This window comes from Allobosea minatitlanensis (assembly GCF_964020775.1).
The window spans coordinates 293,805-312,170 of the sequence record NZ_OZ224509.1; the positions used below are offsets into that span (position 1 = coordinate 293,805).

Below are 18,366 nucleotides of genomic sequence, written 5' to 3' on the forward strand. Positions count from 1 at the left end.
GAGAGGGCAGAAAGCGGAAGAAGATGCTCGAACGCGAACGGCACAGGCTGATCGTCAAGCTGACCAACGAACGATCGATCATCGCGCTATCCGACCTCGTCGACATGCTGGATGCGTCGGAGGCGACGATCCGGCGCGATATCGCCGCGCTCGACCGCAACGGCGAATTGCGGCGGGTTCGCGGCGGGGCGGAAGCGTTGCGGCCGCGCCACCAGCATCAGCTCGCCGGCGTGCCCTTCGCCATGAGCCGCGACGTCAATGTCGCGCAGAAGGAGGCGATCGCGCGCGAAGCGGCGATGCTGATCGAGGACGGCATGAGCGTGATCCTGAATGCCGGCTCGACGACCTTCGAGCTGGCGCGGCTGCTGCGCGGACGCAGCCTCGACGTGCTGACCAACTCGTTCTCGATCGCGAGCGAGCTGCTTTCTGCGCGTCCGGGCTGCCGGGTGACGATCCCGAGCGGAACCGTCTATCCGGAGCACAACATCATCCTGAGCTCCTTCGAGCATGACGGCACCGAGAGCTTCGCCGGCGAAATCCTGTTCATGAGCTGCTACGGGCTCGGCCGCGCCGGAGCGACCGAGATGGACCCGCTCATCGCCCGCGCGGCGCAGAAGCTGGTGCGCCGGGCCGAGCGCGTCGTGGTGCTGGCGGACAGCTCGAAGCTCAGGATGCGGTCCTCGATGCTCGTCGCCCCGCTCGAGGACATCGACATCGTCATCACCGACAGCGGCGCCGGCGAGGCCGAGATCGCGCTGCTGCGCAGCCTCTGCCCCGATGTGCGGGTGATGGAAGCGGCAGCAGGCGGCAAGGCCTCGGCGATGCGTTCAACCTCCTGAAATCATCCGCTCGGCGCTCATTCCGCGCCAAGCCTGTCGATACGGGCCGAGATCGAGATCGAGCGCCGGAATGTCCCGCGCCGCCAGGGTGTAGCCGGGCAGCAGCCCGGCCTCGGACGGCCAATGAGCGAGCAGCGCCGCACCGATCGCGGTGCCGTGCCGGTCTTGCGCGGCAAGGATGTGGGTCCCGGGAAGAAGCGTCGCGAGCGCCCCGAGGTAGAGCGGGCGGGTCGCAAAGGGGCCGTCGACGTAGAGCTTGCGGACGGGGCCGGTCAGGGCAAGGCATTCGCAGGTCATCAGGGCGCAATAGAGTTCGGCCAGCGCCGCGACCTCGGCCTGCCCGGAGGGCGTTCCGCGCATGCTTCCGCGCGCTGTCGGGAAAGGGCCGCCCGCGGCAAAGGACGGCAGCGCGAAGAGGCCCTTGGCCACGACAGCGCGCAGATCCTCGATGCGCGCCTTTCCCTCGAGCCCCGCGATCGCGGCGTATTCGCGCCCGCCCATGAAGCGGGCCGAGGCGACGGGCCGGCCGAGTGCGTCGACATTCGCCAGCGTGTCGCGCCCGTCGGCGAGGCCGCAGACGTCGCCTGCCGTGTTGAAGCAGACGAACCAGGTGCCCGTGCTCACGAGCGCGAAGGGCTCCCGCGACCCGGCGATATAGCGCAGGAGGGCGGCGTTGCTGTCATGGATGCCGGCCAGAACCCGGCACCGGCCGGGCAGGCCGAGCGCGGGGCGGGGCTCGCCGAGCGTCGTCCAGGCCGGCGCGACCGGCGGAAGCAGCCGGTCCCAGCCCATGGCCGCGGCAAGCGAGGACGGGGCGCCCTTCAAGGGGGCCCAGAGGTCGGTATGGCAGCCGAGCGAGGAGGCGTCCGAAGCCAGTTCGCCGCCGAGCTTCCACGCCCAGTACCGGGGATAGGCGACGAGCGCGCGAGCCTCGTCGAAGAGACCCGGGGCGGAGCGATCGAGCGCGAAAAGCTGCCGGCCGGCATTGAGGCCGAGAGGCAGGCCGGGCGAAAAGCTCTCCGCGAAATCCGGCCGCAAGCGGTCATAATCGGCGGAAGCGGCCGCGGGAACGGGTTTTTCATAATCGACGATGGGGTGAGCCAGCCCGTTCCTGCCCATAACGGCGAAAGCCGCGCCATGCGTCGCCGGAACGATCGCGGAGAGGCGGAACCGCTTCGCGATCTCCTTCAGGCTCGCCAGGATGAAGGCCCAGCCATGCGCCGTGTCGAGATGCGCGCCGTCGCTGATCGAGGCTGTGTCGTAGGTCGCGACGAGGTCGAGACCGGAGTCGAGCGCCAGGACCTTGCTGTTGGTCTTGCCGATGTCGAGCACGGCGGTGACGCCGGAATGCATGGTCGCTCCCCCCGCGACATCGAAACGGATGCCGCACACTGTCCTATGCGGGCCGATCCCGATCCGATCCTCGCGGAACCGATCCGCCTCGAACGCCTTTTGGCCGGCAGGGTATCGGAATCCTCGACAGGCGCCATGGGTCTCGGCGTGAGTTTCGGCGCGACGTCGTTGCGGCCGGTCCTTTGACGGGCGCGGAGAGAGCGGGCCGCTTGCGGCCGGTCTCGCCGCAAACGGCAGAGCCGCCTCCAGGAGAATCCGTGCGGTCTCCGCCGCCCGCAGATTCATCTGCGCTTTCTGCGTCACACTCATCGCCCGACGGCTTCCATCGCATCTGCGGCGCGGTTGTCCGGTGCCGCCGGCGTTCCGACGCATCACCAGATCGGGGAGGTCGGGCCGCGCGGCGAATTCATCCGAAGGCAAGCACGCGCCTGTGCGCCTGTCTCCGGTTCTTGAAACCCGTTTCGGTCGCGATGCCGGCTAAAGGATCGAAACCCGGTTGTCCCTGAACCAGTTTATCGTGAATTCGCGAAAATGCCGCGCCGCCAGGGAAAGCCGGTCGCTGTCGCAAAGCACCCCGATTTCAAGATCGATCGAAGGCTTGAACGGCCGAAACGCCAGGCGTGGATTGTTCCGCAGGTGAGGCGAGAACGGGCTGATGATGGAGAGGCCGAGCCCTGACGAAACCAGGTTGCAGACAGCTTCGTGCGTGCCGGCCGTGACACGCATGTCGCGCTCGATATCGAGGCGATCGAAGACATTGTCGGTCCGATAGCGGAAGATCGCGTCCTTGGGAAAGCTGATGAAGGATAGTCCGGCGAGATCCGCGGCCTGGATGCTGCTCTTGCCGACGAGAGGGTGGTCCACCGGCATCACGCAAACGGCGGGGCTTTCCGCGACCACGTATTTTTCGAGCTCCGGCGTTTCGTCTCCGCCGGTCGTCAGGCCGATGTCGCATCGCCGTGAAATCAGCCAGTCGACGACCTTGTCGTGCGGGCAGATTTCCAGCGTGATGTTGATGCCCGCATGCCTGCGGACGAATTCGGCGATGATCTGCGGCAGCAGGCCGTTGCCGTAGAGACTCACGGCGCAGATGCGGACCTCGCCGACTTCGAGGTCGCGGATGGCGAGCGCGCGCCGGCTGAGTTCGTCCAGCCCGATGAAGACGCTTTCCACCTCGGCATGCAGCCGCTGGGCATCCGCCGTTGCCACCATGCCATGGCGGCGGCGGATGAAAAGGGAGTATCCGAGCGACTCCTGCAGATCGGCCAGCAGCCGGCTGACGGCGGGCTGGGAAATGCCCAACTGCCTGGCGGCCGCCGTCATGTTGCCGAGCTGCATGACGGCCCTGAACGCTTCGATCTGCCGCGGCTTGAGGCGATGGGGAACGGATCGGGACGACTGCGTTTCGGCGATCGCCAGAGGCGGCGGCATCTCGATAGCTTCCTTCCGCGAAGCAATGGAATTATTACCTTTGCTCATAACACCGAGGGGTTCCCTGAGCTAGCCGCTCGGCAATCCGCTTCACGCCGGATAGAGCGGGTTGCTGCGGCTGAGCGGGAGATAGTGCGGCTCTCGCTTCTCGCGAAACGCCGCCAGCGCCTCCTTCGAATCGGCAAAGCCGGCCATCCTGACGGTCGCCGCCTGCTCGAATTCATAGCCGCTGCGCAGGTCCATCCATTCGATCCGGTCGAGCACGGCCTTGCCGACCCGGACCGCCGTCGGGCTCATCGCGGCGATGCGCAGGGCGATCCGGTGGGCATGGTCGAGAGGGCTGCCGTCGGCCGCGACGATCACGGCGCCGCCTGCCGCCCGGAGTTCGCTCGCCGTCAACTGCTCGCCGGTGAAGAACATGCGCCGGACAACCGGCTGCGGCGCAAAGCGGGCGAGGTGGCGCGCCCCGCCCATGACGCCGACGGTCAGTTCGGGCAGCCCGAAGCGCGCATCGGGAGCGGCGACGATGACGTCGCAGGAGCCGGCGATGGCGAGGCCGGTCCCCAGCGCGACCCCGTGAACGGCTGCGACCACCGGCACGGCGCATTCGGAGATGGCGAAGAAAGCCTCGCGCACCTGCCACATCCGCTGCCCGCCATTCGCGGAGGTCATCGTGGCGAATTCGTCGAGATCGTTGCCCCCGCAGAAATGCTTGCCGTCCGCGCAGAGCACGATCGCCCGGATGTCGGCCGCGACGGCATCCACATCGCGGAACAGCGTGGCGATTTCCGCGTACATTGGCTGGTCGACCGCATTCACCGGGCCGTTCGCAAGCCGGACCTCGAGAACCCCCGCCTCGGTTCGGATCGTCTTCAGACGCGTGAATCTCATCAGATTATCCCTCCCGCTGATCCCGGCCGACAGGCGGCAGGGACGACATTCCCGATGCTGCGGCGCCCCCGCCGCGCCTGCCGAACCTAGATATAATATAAAATCATTTCAATACTCATTGACTGCCTCAATACTATTTCATAGCCTGCGCCATCGCATCCCTCGAAGGAGAGCCGGGCTTGACCCTCGAAACCCGAATTGTGACGAGCGGCCGCGACGCAGCGAAGGCGGCCGGCATCGTCAACCCGCCGGTCCACCGGGCCTCGACGGTTCTCTTCTCGACCCTTGCCGCTCTGCGGGAAGCTCAGAAGGACCCCGTCCGCAACCTGCTCTATGGACGCCTCGGCACCCAGTCGACCTTCGCGCTTCAGGATGCTCTGGCCGAGGTCGAGGGGGGGTATGCGGCTATCGCCTGCCCTTCGGGTATGGCCGCCATCGCCGTCGCGCTGATGGCGCTGGTCAAGACGGGCGATCACATCCTGGTCGTCGACACGGTTTACGATCCGGTTCGCGCCTTCCTCGCCCAGACCATGGCCCGCTTCGGCGTGGAGGTGACGTATTATCCGCCCTCCCTCGGCGGCGACATCGCCGATCTGATCCGGCCGGAAACCCGCGTCGTGCTGTGCGAGTCGCCCGGCTCGCACAGCTTCGAGGTCCAGGACGTTCCGGCGATCGCAGCAGCGGCCCATGCCGCCGGCGCGGTGGTGATGATGGACAATACCTGGGCGACCCCGCTCTATTTCCGGCCCTTCGAGCATGGGGTGGATGTCTCCCTGCAGGCGGCGACGAAATACATCGTCGGCCATTCCGATTGCGAGATGGGAGCGATCATCTGCACCGAAGCGGTGTTCCCGGCCATCAAGCAGCAGGCCATGCGGCTCGGCATCTGCGTCAGCGCCGATGACTGCTATCTCGCGCTGCGCGGGTTGCGCACTTTGGCGGCGCGCATGCCGCGCCACCAGGAAACCGGCCTGGCCCTGGCTCGCTGGTTCTCGCAGCAGCCAGAGGTCGAGACCGTCCTCCACCCGGCGCTTCCCGGCGCGCCGGGGCACGCGCTCTGGAAGCGCGATTTCCGCGGCGCGAGCGGGCTGTTCGGCGTCGTCTTCAGGGACGGCGTGAGCGAGGAAGGCATCCGCGCGCTCGTCGACCATCGCCGGCTGTTCGGCATCGGCTTTTCCTGGGGCGGTTTCGAGAGCCTCATCCTGCCGACCGATCCGCGGAAGCTGCATCCGAACACGTCCTGGCCGTATCAAGGACCGTCGATCCGGATCCATGCCGGGCTCGAAAGCCCGGACGACCTGATCGCCGACCTGGCGGAGGGCATGGCCGCCTTGAGGAAGGCCGGCGGAAAGAGCCAGGCGGCATGAGCAGCGCGACGCAAGCCGGAGAGCGGCCGGGCGATCTTTGGCCGGACCACGTCAATCATTCCGTGCCCGATCTGGAGCGGGCCCGGGATCGCATGGTCGCGCTCGGTTTCCTGGTGACGCCGCGCTCGGACCAGCTTGCGCCGGATGCCGACGGCAAGCTCGTCCGCACCGGCATGGCCAATCACTGCGTCATGCTCGGGCGCGGCTATATCGAGCTGTCCGGCGCCATTCTCGACGACACGCCCGCCGTGCGCGGCCTGCGGGATACGCTCGCCCGCCATGTCGGGGTCCATCTGCTGGCGCTGGGGACGCCCGACCCTGCGTTCCAGGCCGAGCGGCTGCCACAGGCCGGCTTCGCGCCCGCCACGTTGATGAACTACCAGCGCCTGGTCGAGGCCGCCGACAGGAGCGAGCAGCTCGCCCGCTTCACGCTGGCCTTCGCCCCGCGCGAGCTGGTGCCGGAAGCGCGCCTTCTGACGGTCCGCCACGAGACCCCGGAGCTGCTGTGGCAGGAGCGCTGGCTCGGCCATCCGAACGGCGTGACCGGCCTGCAGGAGGTTGTCTACGCCGCCGCCGACCTGCCGGCCTCGGTGGAACGGCTCTCGCGCTATGTCGGCGTGGAGCCGCAGCCCGGGACGATCGGGATGGCGCTCCCGCTGGCCCGCGGTCGTTTGAGCGTTCTCCCGGCCGGACAGGCGGCGGCGCTGTTCGCCCCGCTGCCCGGGGCGCCCTGCACCGCGGGCTATGTGCTCGGTACCGATGACCTGGACGCGCTTGTGCAGTTCCTCAAGGCCAGGAGCGTCGCGCTCTCGGGGCAGGGTGCCGGCTGGCTCGCGGTTGCCGGCGGCGAGGCGCTCGGCAGCCACATCTATTTCGCAGAACCCGGCGCAAAGCTGCCCTGGCATTGAGGCGGCGCGGGTCGAAGAGGGAGGTCTTCATGGCGAATGCAGGAGTCGGGCCGGTCGTGAGCGCGGCCTGGCTGAAGGCGCATCTCGGCGAGGCGGATCTTCAGGTCATCGACGGGAGCTGGCATCTGCCGGTCCGCAAGCGCGATGCGGCGGCGGAATATGTCGCCGGCCATATCCCCGGCGCCATCCCGCTCGACATCGATACGGTCGCCGATCCGGCACCGCCGCCGCCGGGCCGGATGCTGCCCTCGGCCGAGCGCTTTGCCGAGCAGGTCGGGTTGCTCGGTCTCAGGCCCGAGGCCCATCTCGTCGTCTACGACGCCGTCGGCATGTACAGCTCGGCGCGGGTCTGGTGGATGTTCAGGACCTTCGGTCACCGGGCGATCTCGGTTCTGGAGGGCGGCCTGCCGGCCTGGAACGCGGCAGGCGGGCCGATGGAGTCCGGCGCGCCGAGGCGGCGCGATGCCGTGGCCTGGCCGGTCCGACCCGCCAATCAGGGCGTGCGCGACTGGCGGGCCGTGCTGCGCAACATCGAGACGCGCGAAGCGCAGCTCGTCGATGTCCGCCCCCCGGAGCAGTTCCGCGGCAGCACGGCCGCGAACTATCCCGGCGTGCGGGACGGCCATATCCCCGGCGCGATCAGCCTGCCCCGCAACGAATTCCTGCTTGCCAACGATACGTTTCCGCCGCCGGAAGCGATCGAGAACGCGATCCGCAAGGCAGGCGTCGACCCGGATCGTCCGATCATCGCCTCCTGCGGCTCCGGCGTGACCGCCTGCATTCTCGCGCTCGCGCTGGAACTGACCGGCCGCCAGCCATGCGCGGTTTACGACGGATCGTGGGAGGAATGGGGCCACCGCTCCGATCTGCCCGCGACGACGGATTGAGGTCGGCAAGGCCGTGACGCCTCTGCAACTGCCTGGTGCCGCGACCGTCCCGGAGCTGCTGCGGAACGGTGCAGGGCGATATCCCGATCAGTTGGCGCTTTCGGCGCGCTCCGTCTCAGGAGCGCGGCTGCGCCGCAGCTATGCCGGGCTCGTGCGGGACATGGACCATGCGGCGGTCGAACTGGCCTCGCTCGGCCTGGCGGCCGGAGACCGCGCGGCGACCTTCCTGACCAACGATGCCGGGTATGAATTCGTCATGACCGCGCTCGGCGCCGTGGCGCGCGGCGCGATCGTGGTGCCGTTCAATACCCGCGCCTCCGACGAAGAGATCCGCCATGCCTTCGCGCTGACCGAGCCCGGCCTCGTGGTCGTCGAGGCGTCCCACGCGGAAAGGCTTCGCGGCCTTGCTCCTGCGGGAACGCGCCTCGCCGTCGCCGGCGAAGACGTTTTCGCTTCGGGTCCGGGAGAGGAGGCGCCGTCGAATCCCGGAAGGGGGCCCGGAACTGCGGCGCCTCGCGCCGGCGATATCGCGGCCCTGCTCTTCACCTCCGGCACGACGGCCCGCTCGAAGGCGGTGATGGCTTCGCATGCCGGCATGATCGCATCGGGGGCCTGCTGCGCGGCGGCGCTGGGCCTGCGCCCCGGCGACGTCTATCAGGCCGGCTTTCCGGTCTTCACCTCGGCGGCCCTGAACATCGCCTGCATGGCCTGCTGGGTAGCGGGTGCCGGGTTCTGCCTGGAATCCGTGCTGAACGACGAGGGGCGTCTTGCCGCCATCGCGGCCGAGGGCACCTCCATCTATCATGGCGTACCCTCGGTCCTGGGCTTCATGCTCGACAGCTTCGATCCCGCACGGCACGACCTGTCCGGCTTGCGGCGGATCGCCAGCGGAGGCGCGGCCCTGCCGCCGGATCTCGCGGCCCGCCTGGCGGAAACCTGGCCGCATGCCGACCTCGTCCAGATCTACGGCCTGACCGAAAGCGGCCCGACCGGGACGGTTCTCGCGCCGGAGGAGGCGCAGGCGGGCCGCGGCTCGATCGGGCGGGCGATGCCGGGCTGCGTGGTCGAGATCCTGGGCGATGACGGGCAGGCGGTCGAAACCGGCCAAACCGGCGAGATCGCCATCACCGGCCCGGCGGTTGCGGTCGGCTATTTCCGGGATCCCGAAGCGACGCGGAAGGCCTTCTCCGGCAGGCGCGTGCTGACCGGCGACCTTGGCAGGCTCGACGCCGAGGGCTTCCTTCACTTCGCGGATCGCAAGAAGGATGTGATCAATCGGGGCGGGCTCAAGATCGCTTCCATCGCCGTCGAAGATGTGCTGCACGCGCATCCGGCGGTGAGCGAAGCGGCTGTCGTCGCCGTGCCGCATGCCAAGCTCGGCGAGGATGTCGGGGCGGCCGTGGTGCTTCGCCCGGGGCAAAGAGCGGACGAGGCCGAGCTCCGCAGCCATTGCGCCGCTGCGCTCGCCGACTATGCGGTGCCGCGCCGATGGCTGGTCCTCGATAGCCTTCCGCGCAATCCCATGGGCAAGGTTTTGAAGAACGAGCTGAGGGCGCGTTTCAGCGCGCCCCCCAAACCCGGACGATGAGGGAGGACAGGATGCGCGAGAGCCGGGGAGCGAAGGCAGCGCCTGCGGTCGACGTCGCCGCCTTCTTCGAGAGCCGCACCGGCAGCCTTCAATATGTCGCAGCCGATCCGCGGACCGGGCGCTGCGCCGTCATCGATCCGGTCCTCGATTTCGATCCGAAATCCGGGAGCGTCGCGACGACCAGCGCGGACGCGATCCTCGCTCACATCGCCGCGCGCGGCTACACCATCGACTGGATTCTCGACACCCACCCCCACGCCGATCACTTCTCGGCCGCGGCCTATCTGCGGCAGCGCACCGGGGCGCCGACCGCGATCGGCGCGCGCGTCACCGAGGTGCAGGAACTCTGGAGCGACATCTACAACCTGCCGGATCTGGCGGGGCAGACCGACGGCTGGGATCGGCTTTTCGCGGATGGCGAGCGTTTCACGATCGGGAGGCTCGAGGCGCGCGTCATCCATTCTCCAGGGCATACCCTCGCTTCGGTGACGTATTGCCTCGCCGATGCCGCCTTCATCCACGATACGCTGTTCATGCCCGACAGCGGCACGGCCCGCGCCGATTTCCCCGGCGGCAGCGCGGCGAAGCTCTGGGATTCGATCCAGACGATCCTGTCGCTGCCGGACGAGACCCGCCTGTTCACCGGGCACGATTATCGCCCGGGCGGACGCGAGGCTCTGTGGCAAAGCACCGTCGCGGAGCAAAAGCGGCTCAACCCGCACATCGCCGGCAAGGGGCGGGAGGCGTTCATCGCCTTGCGCGAGGCGCGCGACCGCGCGCTGCCGATCCCCCAGCTCATGCTGCAGGCGCTCCAGGTCAATCTGCGTGGCGGGCGCCTTCCAGAGCCCGAGGCCAATGGATGCCGCTATCTGAAAATTCCGCTCGACGCCTTTCCGACTGCGCGCTGGTAGCATCCGGCGGACGTTCCACGACGATGGGTCGAGCGGGCGATCACGGGAGCGGCTCCGCGCGCCCTTCAGAAGCCGATCGGCCAGTACTGGATCTTCGTGCCGTCACTGAAGCGGCCGAAGCGGAATGGAGAGGGATCGACACAAGGCTTCGCTCCCTGCACGAGTTCGGCCATCAACTGGCCGGCGGCCGGGCCTAGCCCGAATCCATGGCCTGAGTATCCCGCCGAGACGAAAAGGCCGGGATGGCTATCGATGCCCGAGATGACGGGGATCGCGTCCGGCGTGGCATCGAGCAGCCCGCCCCAGCTTTCGACGATCCGGGCGTCCCGGAACGCCGGAAAGATCGCGTCGAAGCTCTTGCGGGCTCCTTCCAGGACATGGCGTCCCGGTGCAGGGTCATAGACGCGATACTTCTCGAACGGGGTCACCTGGTCGCCGCGCCAGCGGCGGCGCATGACGAATTCCTCGAGGGAGCGCTTTCCGAGGCGCAGCTTGAGAGAGCTGTGCTCGGAAAACAGGGAGGGCCGGAAGTCCTTGAAGAAGCGGAAGCTGTCCGGCACCACATCGACCGGATAGCCGGTCCGCATCGACATGTTGTAGCCGCCGTCCAGCCGCTTGCGGAAGCCGAAGCCGGGGCCCGAGCCGCATCCCGCCAGGCCGGCTTCGATCGGCGCGCTGCGCATGACCTGCGACAGGATCTTGAGCTGGGGGAAGCGCAGGCCGAGATTCCCGAGGAAGAGGCTCGACCAGCCTCCCGCCGCCAGCACGACCCGCCTGCAGGCGACGCGGCCGCGCTCGGTCACCACGCCCGCGACCCGTCCGCCCTGCATCTCGACGGTCCGGACGGCGCAGTGCTGAAGGATGACGCAGCCGGCGCGCCGCGCCGCGCTCGCGATCGCCGATGTCGCCAGCGTCGGTTCGGCCATGCCGTCGCTCGGGGTGTGGAGCGCGCCATAGAAGCGCCGGGTCGCCCCGGGGGCATGGTGCGCGGCCTCCTCCGAGGACAGCACGCGCGTGTCGAGATCGAATTCGGAGATGCGCGCCAGCCAGCCTCGGTACTTCTCGATATCCGACGCGCCTCCGGCAAAATAGGTGATGCCGGTGACGCGGAAGCCGGTCTCGCCGTCGATCGCGTCGTTCAATCCGGCCCAGATCTCCATGGCGCGCAGCATCAGCGGCATCTCGCGGTGGTCGCGACCCATTTTCCGGACCCAGCCCCAGTTGCGGCTGGATTGTTCGCCGCCGATCACGCCCTTCTCGCAAAGCAGCACGGACACGCCGGCCCGGACGAGGTTCCAGGCGGTGCAGACCCCCATGATCCCGCCCCCGATGACGACGACGTCGACAGCGGCGGGCTGTTCGGTATCCGAGAGGACCGGCTGCAGATTCTGGACCATCGCGATCTCCTACCGGGGGGCCACGCTAGCGCATAAGATATAAACATCAAGAATTTTCTATTCGCATTTAAGCCATAAATGTGATTTCATAAAAGAACGCATCAGGGAGAGGCGCCGTGGCACGCATCCTTCGTTCGGCTTCGCATTGGGGCGCCTTTCGGATGCAGGTGGAGGATGGCCGACTCGTCGGGGTCCAGCCCTTCGAGCACGATCCCCATCCGACGCCGCTGATCGAGGCATGGGCCGAAATGGTCACCTCGCCCCTGCGGATCGCCGCCCCTTTCGTGCGCCGCGGCTGGCTGAACGGGGACCGCGGCGCGAAGCGCGGCGAGGATGACTATGTCGCGGTCGATTGGGACAAGGCGCTCGACCTGGTTGCCGGAGAGCTCGGGCGAGTCAGCAGCCATCACGGCAACCAGGCGATCTTCGGCGGCTCATACGGGTGGTCGAGCGCCGGCCGGCTGCATCACGCGCGCACATTGACGCATCGCTTCCTCAATGCGATCGGCGGGTTCACCGGCCAGGTCACCAATTACAGCTACGGCGCGGCCATGGCCTTCCTGCCGCGGGTGCTCGGCAACGCCGAAGCCATCGGGGCCTTGCTGACCGGGTGGGACGAGATCTGCACGAATGCGGACGTCATGCTCGCCTTCGGAGGCATTCCCGAAAAGAACTGGGAAGTCATTTCCGGCGGCTTCGGCCGGCATCTCTATCCCGAGCATCTGCGGCAACTCGCCGAGTCCCGCGTCAGGGTCGTCAATATCTCGCCGTTCAGGCGCGATTTTCCCGAGGGCTATCCGGCGGAATGGGTCGCGATCCGCCCCAATACCGACGCCGCCCTGGTCATGGCGCTGACCCAGATCCTGTTCGCCGAAGGCCTGGAAGATACAGCGGCGATCGATCGGCTGACCGTCGGCTTTCCCGCCTATGTCGCCTATCTCAACGGCAAGAGCGACGGCGTCGTCAAGGACGCGGCGTGGGCGGAAGGGATCACCGGGGTGCCGGCACAGGCCATCGTCGCGCTCGCGCGCAGCCTGGCGGGCAAGAAGGTCATGCTGACGGCAGCGTGGAGCCTGCAGCGGGCCCGGCATGGCGAGCAGATCTATTGGGCGATCGCCGCGCTCGCCGCCGCGCTGGGGCAAATCGGTCAGCCGGGATGCGGTTTCGCCTTCGGCTACGGCTCGATCAACGCATTGGGAAATCCCCGATACGAGACGCCGATCTCGGGCCTCTCGACCGGGCGCAATCCGGTCGGGATCGCCATTCCGGTGGCGCGCGTCGCGGATCTGCTGCTATCGCCCGGCGAGACGATCCGGTTCAACGGCAGCAGCCTGACCTATCCCGACATCAGGCTGGTCTATTGGGCCGGCGGAAATCCCTTCCACCATCACCAGGATCTGAACCGGTTGCGGCGCGCCTTCCGGAAGCCTGAAACGGTCATCGTTCAGGAGCCGTTCTGGACATCGACGGCCCGCCACGCCGACATCGTCCTTCCGGCGACGACCCCCGTCGAGCGCAACGACATCGGCGGCTCGTCACGCGACGCCTTCGTCCTCGCCATGCACCAAGGCATCGCGCCCGTCGGCCAATCCCGGAACGACTACGACATCTTCGCCGATTTGGCGGAACGCCTGCAGTCGCGTGAAGCGTTCACCGAGGGGCGCGACGAAACCGGCTGGCTGCATGTGATGTGGGACAGATGCCGCGCGGCGCTGGGACGCCGCAGCATCGAGGCGCCCGATTTCGACCGCTTCTGGGAAGATGGATACTTCCGCGTCCCGGAGCCGCCGGCCGCCTATACCATGTATCAACGCTTCCGCGAGGATCCCGATGGTGCGCGGCTCGACACCGCCTCCGGCCGGATCGAGGTCTTCAGCCCGTCTGTGGCCGCGATGGAGGATCCGGAACAGCCCGGCCACCCGGTCTGGCGCGACCCCGAGGAATGGCTCGGGGCGGATCTGGCGAGACGCTACCCCTTGCACCTCCTGACGCCGCAGCCGCCGCGGCGCCTGCACAGCCAGATGGAAGCCAGCCGTCACAGCCGCGCCGGCAAGCGGCATGACCGGGAGGTCGTGACCCTGCACCCGGCCGATGCGCGCGCGAGGGGAATCGGTGATGGCGACATGGTGCGCATCTACAATGCCCGCGGAGCCTGCCTCGCTTGCGCCGAACTCGACGACGGCCTGCTGCCGGGCGTGGCGCGCCTGCCGACGGGGGCGGGCTTCGATCCGCAGGACGGGTATCTCGACGCCTCGAGCAACGCCAACGTGCTGACGCTCGACAAGGGGACCTCGCAGCTCGGACAGGGATGCGCGGCGCAATCCTGCCTGGTCGAGGTCGAGCGCTTCGACGGTCCTCTCCCGGCGCTGTCGATCTTCGCGCCTCCGCCGCTGGGGGCCGCGTAGAGGCTCAGCGTGCTCCGCAGCGGGGAGGGGAAGAGGATGAATTGGCCTTGACATAAATCATATCTTGCCAGCTAAATCTGCAAAAATGTTATGTCATAAAAGGGGAACGAGGATGAGCAGCTTTGGCCTGAACCGCCGTCATCTGCTTCTGGCAGGTGCGGCAATGTCTCTCGACATGAGCCTTCCCGCCGCCCTTGGCGCCGCGCCGCGGCGCGGCGGAATCCTGACTGCGGTGCTCTGGCCCGCGCCCCAGACGCTGACCGCCGCGGCGACCACGGCAGGCACCGAAATGCTGGTCAGCGCCAAGATCTTCGACGGGCTTTGCGGCTATGATTTCGACATGCGGCCCCAGCCCTTGCTCGCCGAGAGCTGGGACATCAGCGCCGATGGCCTGCGCATGACGTTCAATCTCCGCAAGGGCGTGCGCTGGCACGATGGCACGCCGTTCACCAGCAAGGATGTCGCGTTTTCGCTGCTCAAGGTGTGGAAGGTCCTGCATGGGCGGGGGCGTTCCACGTTCGCCGATGTCACGGAGGTGCAGACACCCGACGACAACACGGCGGTCTTCGTGCTGAAACGCCCGGCGCCGGCCATCATGAAGGCGCTGTTCTCGGCGGAATCGCAGATCCTGCCGGCTCACCTCTACGACGGCACCGACATTCTGCAGAACCCGTTCAATCTGAAACCGGTCGGGACCGGGCCCTACAAGTTCGTCTCCTTCGAGCGCGGCGACAATCTCGTGCTGGCGCGCAACGAGGACTACTGGGACAAGGAGCTGCCCTATGTCGACCGGTTCGTGTTCCGTTTCGTTCCCGACGCGGCGACGCGCGCCGCCATGCTGGAATCCAGCCAGGCACAGATCGTCCCGAACGGGCTTCTGAACGCTCCCGACATCACACGGCTGGGCAAGCTGCCCGATATCGAGCTGGAAAGCCGCGGTTACGAGCATTCCTGCGGCATGCAGCTCATGGACTTCAACCTGGACAACCCGCATCTGGCGAATCTCAAGGTGCGCCAGGCGCTCGCCCACGCGATCGACCGCAACTGGATCCTGCGCAATGTCTGGAGCAATTTCGGCAAGGCGGCGACCGGGCCGATCCACGTCAAGCAGACCGATTTCTATACGACCGAGGGCGTGCCCGCCTATCCGTACGACATCAAGAAGGCCGAAGCGCTGCTCGACGAGGCGGGTTTCAAGCGCGGCGCCGGCGGCGTCCGCTTCACCATCACCATCGATCCGCTCCCTTATGGCGACGAGCCGCTGCGCGCCGCGGAATACATTCGCGAGCAATGCCGCAGGATCGGCATCGCGATGACGGTGCGCACGCAGGATTTCGGCGCCTTCGTCAAGCGCGTCTACACGGATCGCGATTTCGACATCAACATCGTCTCGGCGAGCACGACGGCCGATCCGACGATCGGCGTACAGCGCTTCTACTGGTCGAAGAACTTCATCAAGGGCGTGGCGTTTTCAAACGGCTCGCACTACGCCAATCCCGCGGTGGACGCGCTTCTGGAAGCGGCCCAGACCGAGCTCGACCCGTCCAAGCGCCGCGATCTCTTCGTCAGGTTCCAGCAGATCGCGATGGCCGACCTGCCGTCGCTGCCGCTGGTCTTCAACGATCGCGTGACGGTCACCCGCAAGACGCTGCGCGACCATACGGTGGGCGGCGTCGGCCCGTTCGACAGCCAGTCCAAAGCCTGGCTGGCGGCCTGAGCGATGTCGGGCAGCCCCGGCCTGTCCTACTTCCTGCGCCGCCTGTCGCAGGCGGTGCTCGTCATGTTCGTGGTCGTGCTCGGCAACTTCCTGCTGATTCGGCTCGCGCCCGGCGACCTGGTCGACGTCCTCGGCGGGACGACCGACCTCTCGCCGGAGCAGGCGCTCGCCCTGCGCCAGCGCTACGGCCTCGATCAGCCGCTCCTGATGCAGTTCCTGCGCTATGCCGGCAACCTGCTGCATTTCGACCTCGGGTTTTCTCCCCGGCAGGGCGCACCCGTCGTCAATGTGCTGCTCGAGCGCCTGCCGACGACGCTGGCCCTGGTCTTCCTGTCGCTTTTCCTGTCCGTGGCGATCGGCACCGCCGTCGGCGTTCTTGCCGCCCGCCGGGCCGGGACCGTCGCCGATTTCGGGCTGTCGCTGGTGGTCTTGCTGTTCTATGCGACGCCGTCCTTCATCATCGCCCTGCTGCTTATTCTCGGCTTCTCGGTCTATCTGCCCTGGCTACCTTCCGCGGGCATTTCCACGCCGGGGCTGGATCTGGAAGGGTTCGCGAAGCTCCTCGACATCGGGCGTCACTTCATCCTTCCCGTCATCGCCCTGTCGACCTTCTACACCGCCATCTACGGGCGCCTGAGCCGCGCCGCCATGCTGGAGGTCCTGTCGCAGGATTTCATCAGGACCGCCCGAGCCAAGGGCGTGCCGGAACGCAGCCTGCTCTGGCGCCACGCCCTGCGGAATGCGCTCATGCCGATCGTGACCATGGCCGGCCTGCAGGTGAGCTCGCTTCTGGGCGGCGCGGTCCTGATCGAGACCGTCTTCGGCCTGCCCGGCATAGGCCGCACCGCCTTCGACGCGGTGATGGAGCGCGACACCAACATGCTGCTCGGCGTTCTCTTCATGTCGTCGCTGGGCGTCGTCTGCGTGAACCTTCTGGTCGATCTGATCTACCGCCTGGTCGACCCGCGCGTAGAGCTCGCTTGAAACAATCGCCGAAAGCGGATGGGGAACGGATATGAGGCGGACATTCAAGGCGCTGCTGAAGCATCCGAGCGGCCTCGTCGGTCTTGTCCTCCTGGCGGGGATCCTGATCATGGCCGCCAGCGCCGGCACGGCGTATCCCGAAGGCCCGTGGCCGATGGACGGCACGCCGACGCTGTGGCCGGGAGAGGAGCGGGCCTATCTCCTGGGCACGGATGCGATGGGGCGCGACCTTTTGGCAGGCCTCCTCTACGGGGCGCGGGTGTCCCTCGCGATCGGGCTTGCCGCCACGGCTGTCGCCCTGCTCGTCGGCGTTACCGCCGGCGCTCTCGCCGGCTACCATGGCGGCTGGATCGACGATGCTCTGATGCGCTTCACGGACGCGATGCAGACCATCCCCTCCTTTCTCTTCGCCGTGGTGATCGTCGGGGTGCTGACGCCGTCGCTGCTGACGATCATCTGCTCGATCGCGCTGGTGTCCTGGCCGACCGTCGCCCGGCTCGTCCGCGCCGAGTTCCTGCGCCTGCGCAGCCTGGATTTCGTCCTGGCGTGCCGGACGATGGGCATGTCCGATGCGCGGATCATTTTTCGCCAGATCCTCCCGAATTGCGTGGCGCCCATCATCGTCGCCTCCTCGGTGCTGGTGGCGACCGCCATCATCATCGAGGCGAGCCTCTCCTTCCTCGGCCTGGGGGATCCCAACGCCATGAGCTGGGGGACCATGATCGGCGCCGCGCGGCCGTCCTTGCGCACGGCGTGGTACATGACGCTGGTGCCGGCGGCGGCGGTCGTCGCGACGGTACTGGCGCTCAACCTGATCGGCGACGCCTTGAACGATGCGCTCAATCCAAGGCGGCGGGAACGCTAGCCCGCCCGGCGCGGCGAGCCGTGCCGAGGGCTAGCTGTAGAAAATGCCGCCGTCCACGTTCAGCGCCTGGCCGGTCACGAACGCCGAATCGTCCGAGGCGAAGAAGGCGACCGGACCGACCACGTCTTCCGGATTGCCGAGCCGGTGCAGGTCCGTGACCTTCTCGAAATAGGCGACGCGCTCGGGATCGCGCAGGTTGTTCATTCCCATCTCGGTCTGGATGATGCCGGGGCAGACCGCATTCACGGTGATGCCGTACTGGCCGAGCTCCATCGACGAGACGCGCGTGAAGCCGACCACCGCCGATTTCGACGCGGCGTAGTGGGACTGGCCCGGACCGCCGGTGCGCGCGGCGAGCGAAGCGATGTTGACGATGCGGCCGTAGCGCCGCTCGCGCATATGCGGGATCAGCGCCTGCGTCATCTGGAACACGCCGCGCGCGTTGACGGCGAGCGTGGCGTCCCAGAGCGCGGGCGTCAGCTCCTCGATCGAGGCGAGCTTCAGGATGCCGGCATTGTTGACGAGAGCGTCGACATGGCCGAGCCCGCGCACCGCCTCGGCGGCCGAGCGGCGGCAATCCTCGGGGTCGCTGACATCGGCCAGGATGGTGACGCAGCGCCGGCCGCGTTCCGCGACCTCGCCGGCGACCGCCTCGAGGGTGGCCTGCTGCGGGGAGATGTCGGTGAGCGCGAGATCGTAACCGCGCTCGGCTAGTCCGAGGGCGATGGCTCGGCCGATGCCGCGGCTGGCCCCCGTCACGATGGCGTGTCTGGTCATGTCGGTTCTCGCTTCAGATGGGAAAGGGATGGCGACGGCCGCGGCG

At 67.6% G+C, this 18,366-nt stretch carries 15 protein-coding genes; 10 read left to right on the forward strand and 5 right to left on the reverse strand.

The window, feature by feature from the left end; genetic code table 11:
* The first annotated feature begins 23 nt into the window (after positions 1–23).
* The gene (locus ACWH43_RS01415) at positions 24–839 is read left to right on the forward strand and encodes a DeoR/GlpR family DNA-binding transcription regulator (protein ID WP_158444020.1); all 816 of its coding nucleotides are present in this window, start codon (positions 24–26) and stop codon (positions 837–839) included.
* On the opposite strand, the gene ACWH43_RS01420 is transcribed toward ACWH43_RS01415, so the two are convergent.
* From ACWH43_RS01420 to ACWH43_RS01430, 3 genes are all read right to left on the reverse strand, one after another.
* Positions 828–2,192, reverse strand: a complete 1,365-nt coding sequence (locus ACWH43_RS01420; RefSeq protein WP_158444019.1) for an FGGY-family carbohydrate kinase — start codon at positions 2,190–2,192, stop codon at positions 828–830. The two genes, ACWH43_RS01415 and ACWH43_RS01420, sit on opposite strands and share 12 nt — an antisense overlap.
* A gap of 477 nt (positions 2,193–2,669) precedes the next feature.
* A complete protein-coding gene (locus tag ACWH43_RS01425; RefSeq protein ID WP_260348198.1) occupies positions 2,670–3,623 on the reverse strand; it encodes a LysR family transcriptional regulator in 954 nt (317 codons plus the stop codon).
* A gap of 90 nt (positions 3,624–3,713) precedes the next feature.
* A complete protein-coding gene (locus ACWH43_RS01430) occupies positions 3,714–4,514 on the reverse strand; it encodes an enoyl-CoA hydratase-related protein (RefSeq protein WP_158444017.1) in 801 nt (266 codons plus the stop codon).
* Between the two features lie 179 nt (positions 4,515–4,693).
* On the opposite strand from ACWH43_RS01430, the gene metC reads away from it, so the two are divergent.
* The 5 genes from metC to ACWH43_RS01455 are packed head-to-tail and all read left to right on the forward strand — an operon-like array spanning position 4,694 to position 10,175.
* Positions 4,694–5,881 (forward strand): cystathionine beta-lyase, encoded by a 1,188-nt coding sequence (metC, locus tag ACWH43_RS01435; protein WP_158444016.1) that lies wholly within the window; start codon positions 4,694–4,696, stop codon positions 5,879–5,881.
* Positions 5,878–6,789, forward strand: a complete 912-nt coding sequence (locus ACWH43_RS01440; protein WP_260348194.1) for a VOC family protein — start codon at positions 5,878–5,880, stop codon at positions 6,787–6,789. The genes metC and ACWH43_RS01440 overlap by 4 nt, the downstream gene beginning before the upstream one ends.
* Positions 6,790–6,818: 29 nt before the next feature.
* Positions 6,819–7,676 carry a sulfurtransferase gene (locus ACWH43_RS01445; RefSeq protein ID WP_158444014.1) on the forward strand — a complete coding sequence of 286 codons (858 nt, stop codon included), beginning with the start codon at positions 6,819–6,821 and terminating at the stop codon, positions 7,674–7,676.
* Between the two features lie 13 nt (positions 7,677–7,689).
* Complete coding sequence (locus ACWH43_RS01450; RefSeq protein WP_260348193.1) at positions 7,690–9,264, forward strand: class I adenylate-forming enzyme family protein; 1,575 nt, start codon at positions 7,690–7,692, stop codon at positions 9,262–9,264.
* A gap of 11 nt (positions 9,265–9,275) precedes the next feature.
* On the forward strand, positions 9,276–10,175 hold the full coding sequence (locus ACWH43_RS01455; protein ID WP_260348192.1) for an MBL fold metallo-hydrolase: 900 nt from the start codon (positions 9,276–9,278) through the stop codon (positions 10,173–10,175).
* A 65-nt stretch (positions 10,176–10,240) separates the two neighbouring features.
* On the opposite strand, the gene ACWH43_RS01460 is transcribed toward ACWH43_RS01455, so the two are convergent.
* Positions 10,241–11,572: an NAD(P)/FAD-dependent oxidoreductase gene (locus ACWH43_RS01460; RefSeq protein ID WP_158444011.1), complete on the reverse strand. Its 1,332-nt coding sequence runs from the start codon at positions 11,570–11,572 to the stop codon at positions 10,241–10,243.
* Between the two features lie 116 nt (positions 11,573–11,688).
* Between ACWH43_RS01460 and ACWH43_RS01465 the strand changes: the two genes are divergently transcribed.
* The 4 genes from ACWH43_RS01465 (at position 11,689) to ACWH43_RS01480 (ending at position 17,543) form a co-directional block, all read left to right on the forward strand.
* A complete protein-coding gene (locus tag ACWH43_RS01465; protein ID WP_260348191.1) occupies positions 11,689–13,977 on the forward strand; it encodes a molybdopterin-dependent oxidoreductase in 2,289 nt (762 codons plus the stop codon).
* 175 nt (positions 13,978–14,152) lie between these two features.
* Entirely contained in the window at positions 14,153–15,694 is a 1,542-nt protein-coding gene (locus ACWH43_RS01470) for an ABC transporter substrate-binding protein (RefSeq protein ID WP_260348190.1), read from the forward strand.
* 3 nt (positions 15,695–15,697) lie between these two features.
* Complete coding sequence (locus ACWH43_RS01475) at positions 15,698–16,678, forward strand: ABC transporter permease (RefSeq protein WP_158444009.1); 981 nt, start codon at positions 15,698–15,700, stop codon at positions 16,676–16,678.
* Between the two features lie 31 nt (positions 16,679–16,709).
* Positions 16,710–17,543 (forward strand): ABC transporter permease, encoded by an 834-nt coding sequence (locus tag ACWH43_RS01480; protein ID WP_158444008.1) that lies wholly within the window; start codon positions 16,710–16,712, stop codon positions 17,541–17,543.
* 30 nt (positions 17,544–17,573) lie between these two features.
* Here ACWH43_RS01480 and ACWH43_RS01485 read toward each other — a convergent pair whose 3' ends face one another.
* Positions 17,574–18,320 carry an SDR family NAD(P)-dependent oxidoreductase gene (locus ACWH43_RS01485; protein WP_158444007.1) on the reverse strand — a complete coding sequence of 249 codons (747 nt, stop codon included), beginning with the start codon at positions 18,318–18,320 and terminating at the stop codon, positions 17,574–17,576.
* Positions 18,321–18,366: the final 46 nt, after the last annotated feature.

Bases quoted from the DNA above. Each gene is read 5' to 3' on its own strand.
- ACWH43_RS01415 (WP_158444020.1), top strand. From the start codon at position 24: ATGCTCGAACGCGAACGGCACAGGCTGATCGTCAAGCTGACCAACGAA.
- ACWH43_RS01420 (WP_158444019.1), bottom strand. From the start codon at position 2,192: ATGCATTCCGGCGTCACCGCCGTGCTCGACATCGGCAAGACCAACAGC.
- ACWH43_RS01425 (WP_260348198.1), bottom strand. From the start codon at position 3,623: ATGCCGCCGCCTCTGGCGATCGCCGAAACGCAGTCGTCCCGATCCGTT.
- ACWH43_RS01430 (WP_158444017.1), bottom strand. From the start codon at position 4,514: ATGAGATTCACGCGTCTGAAGACGATCCGAACCGAGGCGGGGGTTCTC.
- ACWH43_RS01440 (WP_260348194.1), top strand. From the start codon at position 5,878: ATGAGCAGCGCGACGCAAGCCGGAGAGCGGCCGGGCGATCTTTGGCCG.
- ACWH43_RS01445 (WP_158444014.1), top strand. From the start codon at position 6,819: ATGGCGAATGCAGGAGTCGGGCCGGTCGTGAGCGCGGCCTGGCTGAAG.
- ACWH43_RS01455 (WP_260348192.1), top strand. From the start codon at position 9,276: ATGCGCGAGAGCCGGGGAGCGAAGGCAGCGCCTGCGGTCGACGTCGCC.
- ACWH43_RS01460 (WP_158444011.1), bottom strand. From the start codon at position 11,572: ATGGTCCAGAATCTGCAGCCGGTCCTCTCGGATACCGAACAGCCCGCC.
- ACWH43_RS01470 (WP_260348190.1), top strand. From the start codon at position 14,153: ATGAGCCTTCCCGCCGCCCTTGGCGCCGCGCCGCGGCGCGGCGGAATC.
- ACWH43_RS01475 (WP_158444009.1), top strand. From the start codon at position 15,698: ATGTCGGGCAGCCCCGGCCTGTCCTACTTCCTGCGCCGCCTGTCGCAG.
- ACWH43_RS01480 (WP_158444008.1), top strand. From the start codon at position 16,710: ATGAGGCGGACATTCAAGGCGCTGCTGAAGCATCCGAGCGGCCTCGTC.
- ACWH43_RS01485 (WP_158444007.1), bottom strand. From the start codon at position 18,320: ATGACCAGACACGCCATCGTGACGGGGGCCAGCCGCGGCATCGGCCGA.